Genomic DNA, 7,732 nt, shown 5'->3' with positions numbered 1-7,732 from the left:
CAAGGAACGCCTCGATAAAGCTCATCTGTCCCGTCCGCTTCACCGCCATCGCAAATCCCTCCGAGCCATAATCGAAGTGAATCACAATGCCAGAATTGCGCAACAGGCCCCTTGTGGGAGAAGGTGGCCTCGCGAAGCGAGGTCGGATGAGGGGTGTTCCAGCTTGGCTCGTAAATTTCGTCCAGCACGGACGCATAGCGAGAACTTCACAAGCGTCTCACTCCGCTGGAACACCCCTCATCCGTCTCAGCGCTACGCGCCGATCCACCTTCCCCCACAAGGGGGGAAGGGAGGCAAGGGCAGCGCTCAAGCATTCCCGATCAGCACACCCGCGGCGAACACCAGGGCACCGCCGAGAACCACCTGGAAGGCGGCGCGCAGGAACGGGGTCTGCATGTAGCGGTTCTGGACGAAGGCGATGGCCCACAATTCGAAGAACACCACCACGGCGGCAACGCCGGTCGCCGTCCAGAAATGCGGGATGAGGTAGGGCAGCGCGTGGCCGAGGCCGCCCAACGTCGTCATGACGCCGACGGTCAGGCCGCGCTTGATCGGCGAGCCCCTGCCCGACAGTTTGCCGTCGTCGGAGGCCACTTCGGTGAACCCCATCGAGATGCCGGCACCGATCGAGGCGGCGAGACCGACCAGAAGCGTCTGCCACGTGTCATGCGTGGCAAAGGCGGCGGCGAAGATCGGCGCCAGCGTCGATACCGATCCGTCCATCAGCCCGGCCAGGCCCGGCTGCACATAGGTGAGAATGAACTGGCGCTGCTCGGCGGTCGCCTCCTCGACCCTGACTTCGCCCGGGACATGTTTCTGCTCCAGCGCATGCGCCAAGCTTTCATGGCCCTGTTCGGCCGCGGCCAGGTCGTTGAGCAGTTTTCGCGTCGAGGCATCGCTGGTGCGCTTGGCCGCCTCGACATAGAACAGATAGGCCTGCCGCTCCATCGCCTCGACCTGGCCGCGCACGGCCTCGATGCCGAGCGGCCGCACCAGCCAGTCGGGCTTGCGCTCGAAATAGCCCTTCACATGCTCACGGCGGATCAGCGGAATGCGCTCGCCGAAACGCTTGCGATGGAGCTCGATCAGCGAGTTGCGATGGCCGTCCTCCTCCTTGGCCATCGCCTCGAACAGTTTGGCCGATTGCGGGAAAGTCTCGGCCAGTCCATCCGCGTAGGCGCGGTAGATGCGGCCATCATCTTCTTCCGATGAAATGGCCAGCGCCAGGATCTCTTGTTCGGAGAGCGATTCGAAGGAGCGGCGGCCGAAGCCGAAAACACGGGAAAGCATGAGGAAATCACCCTAGTTTAGAATTGTTCTAAACTAGGGTTTACGGCGCCCGTGGTCAATCGCGCGCTTGGCCACCGTCAACAATAGTTGAAGCCCGGCCTTGGCATCGTCCTTCATTATTGCCGAATGTTCACCTATATGTGGCACCAAGCCATAAAAAGGAACGAGCTGATGACGGCAAAGACGCCTCCGCACGCCTATGACCCGAAACCGGTCCTCGATCTCATCGCCAGCATCGAGGCCGACCTGCAGCGCCTGAAAGGCCTTGTCGAACAGCAGGTCGAGAAATTCGACCCCGCCAATCCGCACAACAAGGCGCCGGACGGCAAGCTGACCGAGGAAGGCGTCGAGTGCTGCTACCGCATGTTCGACGAAGGCAAGTCGCGCTATTCAGTGGCCCAGCAGATGAAGATCTCGTTCGCCGCCGCCACGCATCGGTTCAACAGCTGGCGCAAGCTGGGCGGGACAAAAAGGCAGCGGACGTTGCTGGGGTGAATTGCGATACGCTGGCGGCCGCAACGCGGGCTACATTTGTATCTTGATCACAATCGCAAATTTTGTCCCGGTCACATCTTTTCGTTGGCATCGCGCGAGCCTTTCCGTGCACCATGGCCGGATCGCATCACCACAGGACCCGCCATGACCACCCCTCCCGGCATTGCCGACATCCACGCCGCCGCCGCGCGCCTTTCGGGACTGATCGTCGAGACACCGCTGATCGAATCGCAGGAGCTGAACAGGCGCTTCGGCGGCCGCATCCTGTTCAAGCCGGAGACACTGCAGCGCACCGGCTCGTTCAAGTTCCGCGGCGCCTACAACAAGCTGTCCTCGCTGAGCGAGGCGGAACGCAGCCGTGGCGTCGTCGCTTTCTCCTCGGGCAACCATGCGCAAGGCGTGGCGGCTTCGGCCGCCATGTTCGGCGTCAAAGCGGTCATCGCCATGCCAGCGGATGCACCTGACATGAAGATCGCCAATGTCCGCAAGATGGGCGCCGAGGTGGTGCCCTTCGACCGTTTCAAGGACGACCGCATGACGGTGGTTCGCCCTTACCTCGACAGGGGCATGGCGTTGGTGCCGCCCTTCGACGACCCGGCTATCATCGCCGGCCAGGGCACGATCGGACTGGAGCTGGTGAAGCAGACGCGGGCGCTCGGTGTATCGCTCGACGCGGTCGTCATCCCCTGCGGCGGCGGCGGCCTGACCAGCGGCATTTCCGTCGCGGTCAAGGATGCCTCGCCCGGCACCGCGATCTGGGCGGTCGAACCCGAGCATTTCGACGACACCCGCCGCTCGCTGGCGGCGGGCGCCAGGGTTTCGAACGAGCCGGGCCACAGTTCGATCTGCGACGCCATCCTGACCGCCGAGCCGGGCGTCATCACCTTCGAAATCAACCGCCGCAACCTCGCAGGCGCCATCACGGTTTCCGACCAGGCGACAGCGCAGGCGATGCGCGACGCCATGGCCCATCTGAAGCTGGTGGTCGAGCCCGGCGGCTGCGTTGCGCTCGCGGCGCTGTCATCGGGCGAGATCGAACTGTCCGGCAAATGCGTTGCCGTGGTGCTGTCCGGCGGCAATGTCGATTTCGGCACCTATGCGGGGATCATGGCGGCATAGGGCGACGCGGTTATGATTTTATGCAGGTCGTTATCCCGAAACCGAGGACACTTCCGGGCGACATGCATCAGGCTCTCGTCAGTCCAACGTGCGCCTGAACCGTACCAGCGCCACGCCGGCGAACAGCGCCACGAACGCCGCCAACCAGCCGATCTCGGTAGCCACCGCCGGCAGCTGGGCGCCCTTCAGCATCACCGCGCGGGTGATGCGCAGGAAATGCGTCAGCGGAAAAATCTCGCCGAAGGTCTGCGCCCAGCCCGGCATGCCGCGATAGGGAAACATGAAGCCCGACAGCATGATTGAGGGCAGGAAGAAGAAGAAGGTGAGCTGAAGCGCCTGCATCTGCGTCCGCGCGATCGTCGAGATCGTGTAGCCGAGCAGCACCAGGGACAGCACGAACACCAGCACCGCCGACAGAAGCAGCGTCATCGAGCCGGTGAAGGGGATGGCGAACAGAAGCTTCGACGCCGCCAGCACCACCACCACCTGCACCGCGCCGACCGCCAGATAGGGCAGCACCTTGCCCATCATGATCTCCAGCGGGCTCGACGGCATCGCCAGGAGATTCTCCATCGTGCCACGCTCGGTTTCGCGCGTCAGCGCGATCGAGGTCATCATCACCATGGTCATCTGCAGGATGACGCCGAGCAGGCCGGGCACGATGTTGTATTGCGAGATGCCTTCGGGATTGTAGCGCCGGTGGACCACGACATCGAGCTGTCCCCGCGCGGCCTCGGCGGCGGCTTCCTGCATGCCCTGCGCTCTCAGCAGCGCCTGGCCGGCGATGGTGCCGAGCGTCGAGATGGCGCCGCTGGCGACCGCCGGATCGGTGGCGTCGGCCTCGATCAGAATTTGCGGCTTGTCGCCGCGCTCGACGCGCCGGGCGAAATCGGCGGGGATGGTGACGACGAAGGCGACGTCGCCGCGCGCCATCAGGAACTCGGCCTCGTCAGCGCTTTGCGCGACATTGTCGAAGAGGTAGTAGCCGGTGGTCTGCAGCGCCGAGACCATGGCGCGGGTGTAGGGATCGCTGCTGGTCGCCACCAGCGCCGCCGGCAGGCTTTTCGGGTCGTTGTTGATGGCGTAGCCGAACAGGACGAGCTGTATCAGCGGCACGCCGAGCATCATGGCGAAGGTGATGCGGTCGCGCCGCATCTGGATGAACTCCTTGATCAGCAAAGCGCCGAGCCTGGCGAAGGAAAAGACGCTGTTCATGCCATATTGTCCTTCGATCCCGACATGAACTGGATGAAGACATCCTCCAGGCTGGTTTCGCCCGGCGTCACCGTCACGCCCTTGTGCTCTCTCTCGACATCGCCAAGCGCTGCTTCGAGCTGCTTGCGGTCGGAACCGACGACATGCAGCGTGGCGCCGAACGGGGCCACCTGGTCGACGCCGGGACGGCCTTGCAGCGCCTGCGCCACCTCGTCGAGCCGCGGGCCCTGCAGCACGAAAGTGGTCAGGCCCGCATTCTTCACCACCTCGGCGACGGTGCCGGTGGCCAACATCTTGCCGTAGGAGATGTAGCTGATGCGGTGGCAGCGCTCGGCCTCGTCCATGTAATGAGTGGAAACCAGCACGGTGAGCCCGCCGCTGGCCAGGCGATGGATCTCGTCCCAGAACTCGCGCCGGGCCTTCGGGTCGACGCCGGCCGTCGGCTCGTCGAGCAGCAGCAGTTTCGGCTTGTGCATGATGCAGGCGGCCAGCGCCAGACGCTGCTTCCAGCCGCCGGACAAGGTGCCGGCCAGCTGGTTGCGGCGCGTCGCCAGGCCGAGATCCTCCAATGTCCGGGCGACATACTCCTCGACCGGCTTCAGCCGGTAGAGCCGCGCCACGAATTCCAGGTTCTCGCCGATCGTCAGATCCTCGTAGAAAGAGAATTTTTGCGTCATGTAGCCGACTTCACGCTTGATCCTGAGCGCATCGGTGCGGATGTTGAAGCCCAGCACCGTGCCTTCGCCCTCGTCCGGCGTCAGCAGGCCGCACATGATGCGGATGGTGGTGGTCTTGCCCGAGCCGTTGGGGCCGAGGAAGCCGACGATCTCGCCCTCGGCGACCGACATCGTCACATGATCGACGACGGTCTTGTCGCCGAAGCGCTTGACCAGGCCGTGAACGTCGATGACGTTCATTTTCCCACATCCGCGAGATCGACATCGACGATCTGGCCGGGCTGAAGCGGCCCCGCATCGCCCTCCGGCCGCGCCTCGACGAGGTAGACCAGCTTCTGCCGGTTCTCGAGCGAATAGATCACCGGCGGGGTGAATTCGGGATCGGGCGAAACGTAACTGACGCGCGCCTTCACGTCCGGGCCGCAGCCGTCGCAACGGACGCTGAGCAGGCTGCCGACCTTGACCGAGGAGAACGCGCTTTCCGGAATATAGACGCTGAGCTTCACCGCGCCGTCGGGAAGCACCGAGATGACAGGCGCGGTCGGGCCCGCCGTGTCGCCGGGATTGCGGATGACGTCGTTAACGCGGCCGGGTGAAGGGGCGGCGAGCGTGCGCTTCGACAGGCGCCATCGCGCCTGTTCCAGTTCCGCCTGCGCCTGCTTGACCTGGTTGTCGGCGGCCTTGATCGTCTCGGGCCGCGCCGGCAGGCCGCCGACGGCGAGATTGGCCTCGGCCTGGCCAACCTGGGCATTGGCGGTTTCCAGTGTCGCCGAGGCGGTGTCATAGTCCGCCTGGGTGCCGGTACCGCGCTTGAACAGATCGGAGGCGCGGTCGTTCTTTCGCTTGGCGTCGGCGGCCTGTGCCTTGGCCATGTCGACCTCGGCCTTCAGCACGGCGATCTCTTCCGGCCGTTTGCCGACCTGGAGGTCGGCAAACTGCGCCTGCGCCTGTGCAAGGGCCGCCTGCGCTTGCGCCACCGCGATCTTGGCGTCGGCATTTTCGAGCGTCACCACGGTGGCTCCCGGCGTGACGCGATCGCCGCGCTTCACTGTCACCGTCTCGACCTGCGCCACCTCGATCGGCGCCAGGAGCACATAATCGCCCTCGACATAGCCGACGGCGAGCGGTGTCGCCGGGGCGCAGGCAGCGAACAGTTGGGCAGCGAGCGGCAGCGAACACAAAATGCTCATTGTCTTGATCCCTTCATCCCTGCCTCTTTCGGGCGGCCAGTATGGCGCCGAGATTGTCCGTGGTGACCGCCACCACCTTGGCGGCCTCGGCGGCACCGATTTCGGGCCAGCCCATGCGGCGCATCACCGCCTCGCGGCCGATGCGGAAATAGATGACCTGGCCGATCAACGTGAACACGGTGAGCCGGGTCCGTTCGCTCTCGGCCGGCTCGCCGGTGGCCTGCTCCCAGAGCAGACACAAACGACGATGCGCCGGATCGAAGACGCCTTCATAGATGCGGTCGAGCGCCGCCGTCGGATACGACAGCTCGCGCAGCACGAACTGCACGATCTCTCCGGCCTGCGGACTGGCAACGACAAAGCCGACCATCCGTTCCAGGGCGGCGAAGAGCTGCGCGCGCGCCGCCTCCGGATCGCCAGCCGTCGCGACCTGTTCATTGAGCGCCTGACCGGCGACGGCCTGAATGGTCTCGACGATAAAGTCGGCGGCAGCGGCGCGAAGACCTTCCTTGCCGCCGAAATGATAGGCGATCGAGCCGATATTGGCCCCCGCCTCGGCCGCGATCTCGCGCGTCGAGGTGCCGTCGAAGCCTTGCCGCCCGAACAGTTTCAGCGCCGCCCGGACGAGCGCGGCGCGCGTCAGCTCTGCCGGGGATGTCTCGCGGCGGGGCGTCTTGGCATCTGGCGATTTGATCATCTCGAAGACTTTAATCAATCGATTGATTAAAGTCAAGTTCCGCGCGGCTCCGTCTTGCCATCGCGCGCGGCAAACGCTTTAGTGCGCGGCCATGGGCAAGGAAGTCGAGCGTAAATTCCTGGTCTCCAGCACCGCATGGCGGGATCTGGTGGAAGCGGATATCCGCATTCTCCAGTTCTATCTCGCCATGGCACCCGGACGAACCGTCCGCATCCGCATCAGCGACGGAGCCTCGGCCAAGCTGACGCTCAAATTCGGCAGCAGCGCGCGCGAGCGCGACGAATTCGAATATCCGATCCCGCTCGCGGAGGCGGTGGAGATGTTGGACTTCGCCATCGGACGTGTCATCGAGAAGACACGTCACCATGTTAGGCATCGCGGCTATCTCTATGAAGTCGATGTCTTCGGCGGTGCACTGGCGGGACTTGTGGTGGCCGAACTCGAGACTCCGGAAGACGTTCCGGATGAAATGCTGCCGGACTGGCTCGGCCATGAAGTCACCGGCGATCAGAAGTTCTACAACGCGTCGCTCGCCCTCGGGGGGATACCGGAGATCGCCGCATGAGCTTTCGCATAGACCCGCGCATGCCGCTGACCGGCGAGGTCAGACGCATCCTTGCCGAGGAAATCGGCAAGGCCCTGCTGCATCTGGATGCGGCGCGCACACGGCCGGAACAGGGGCTGCACAAATGCCGCAAGCGGCTGAAGAGCGCGCGTGCCTTGCTGCGCCTCGTTCGTTCCGGCGACGAAACATTCTGCACGACCGAGAATCAATGCTACCGCAACGTGGCGGCGCTGCTAGCCGGCCCGCGTGAGGCGACGGCGCTGATCGAGACCATCGACCGGCTGGCGGCGCGTTTCGCGAAGGAGAGCGCCGATGGCGGGCTCGATGCCGTGCGCGACAGGCTGATCGCGCGCCAGCATGATTTGCACGAAGGCGCCGGGCTGCAGGCGGCGATCGGCGCGGCGACCGCCGCGTGCGAAGACGGCATGAAGCGCATCGAACCCCGTGCCCTGCCCGACCAGCCGGAACGGGCCGCAGACGTGCT

9 protein-coding genes are annotated in these 7,732 nt (G+C 64.7%); 4 read left to right on the top strand and 5 right to left on the bottom strand.

The genetic code is table 11. From position 1 onward, the window contains the following. Window positions 1–306: 306 nt before the first annotated feature. Window positions 307–1,290 carry an iron exporter MbfA gene (mbfA, locus tag O7A61_RS29685; protein ID WP_337132779.1) on the bottom strand — a complete coding sequence of 328 codons (984 nt, stop codon included), beginning with the start codon at window positions 1,288–1,290 and terminating at the stop codon, window positions 307–309. Window positions 1,291–1,461: 171 nt separating this feature from the next. Between mbfA and O7A61_RS29680 the strand changes: the two genes are divergently transcribed. Beyond that, the gene (locus O7A61_RS29680) at window positions 1,462–1,785 is read left to right on the top strand and encodes a hypothetical protein (protein ID WP_027146459.1); all 324 of its coding nucleotides are present in this window, start codon (window positions 1,462–1,464) and stop codon (window positions 1,783–1,785) included. Window positions 1,786–1,929: 144 nt separating this feature from the next. Next, window positions 1,930–2,904 (top strand): threonine/serine dehydratase, encoded by a 975-nt coding sequence (locus O7A61_RS29675; RefSeq protein WP_337132778.1) that lies wholly within the window; start codon window positions 1,930–1,932, stop codon window positions 2,902–2,904. A 78-nt stretch (window positions 2,905–2,982) separates the two neighbouring features. On the opposite strand, the gene O7A61_RS29670 is transcribed toward O7A61_RS29675, so the two are convergent. From O7A61_RS29670 to O7A61_RS29655, 4 genes are read right to left on the bottom strand one after another with little or no spacing between them, the layout of a single operon-like run. After that, on the bottom strand, window positions 2,983–4,119 hold the full coding sequence (locus tag O7A61_RS29670; RefSeq protein WP_337132777.1) for an ABC transporter permease: 1,137 nt from the start codon (window positions 4,117–4,119) through the stop codon (window positions 2,983–2,985). Next, window positions 4,116–5,036, bottom strand: coding sequence for an ABC transporter ATP-binding protein (locus O7A61_RS29665; RefSeq protein ID WP_337132776.1), 921 nt, complete (start codon window positions 5,034–5,036; stop codon window positions 4,116–4,118). Before O7A61_RS29665 ends, O7A61_RS29670 begins: the two co-directional genes overlap by 4 nt. Continuing rightward, window positions 5,033–5,986: an HlyD family secretion protein gene (locus O7A61_RS29660; RefSeq protein ID WP_337132775.1), complete on the bottom strand. Its 954-nt coding sequence runs from the start codon at window positions 5,984–5,986 to the stop codon at window positions 5,033–5,035. Before O7A61_RS29660 ends, O7A61_RS29665 begins: the two co-directional genes overlap by 4 nt. Before the next feature lie 13 nt (window positions 5,987–5,999). Beyond that, complete coding sequence (locus O7A61_RS29655; RefSeq protein WP_337132774.1) at window positions 6,000–6,683, bottom strand: CerR family C-terminal domain-containing protein; 684 nt, start codon at window positions 6,681–6,683, stop codon at window positions 6,000–6,002. A gap of 91 nt (window positions 6,684–6,774) precedes the next feature. Between O7A61_RS29655 and O7A61_RS29650 the strand changes: the two genes are divergently transcribed. Together O7A61_RS29650 and O7A61_RS29645 are read left to right on the top strand one after the other, a co-directional pair. After that, entirely contained in the window at window positions 6,775–7,248 is a 474-nt protein-coding gene (locus O7A61_RS29650) for a CYTH domain-containing protein (RefSeq protein ID WP_140749851.1), read from the top strand. Beyond that, the coding region (locus O7A61_RS29645; protein WP_337132773.1) for a CHAD domain-containing protein at window positions 7,245–7,732 on the top strand (488 nt) is incomplete at its 3' end. The genes O7A61_RS29650 and O7A61_RS29645, both read left to right, overlap by 4 nt.

Origin of the sequence: Mesorhizobium sp. Cs1321R2N1, from assembly GCF_037179725.1 — a bacterium.
Classification (GTDB): domain Bacteria; phylum Pseudomonadota; class Alphaproteobacteria; order Rhizobiales; family Rhizobiaceae; genus Mesorhizobium; species Mesorhizobium salmacidum.
The sequence above is the reverse complement of the archived record's forward strand: the minus strand, read 5'-3'. Positions and strand labels throughout refer to the sequence as shown.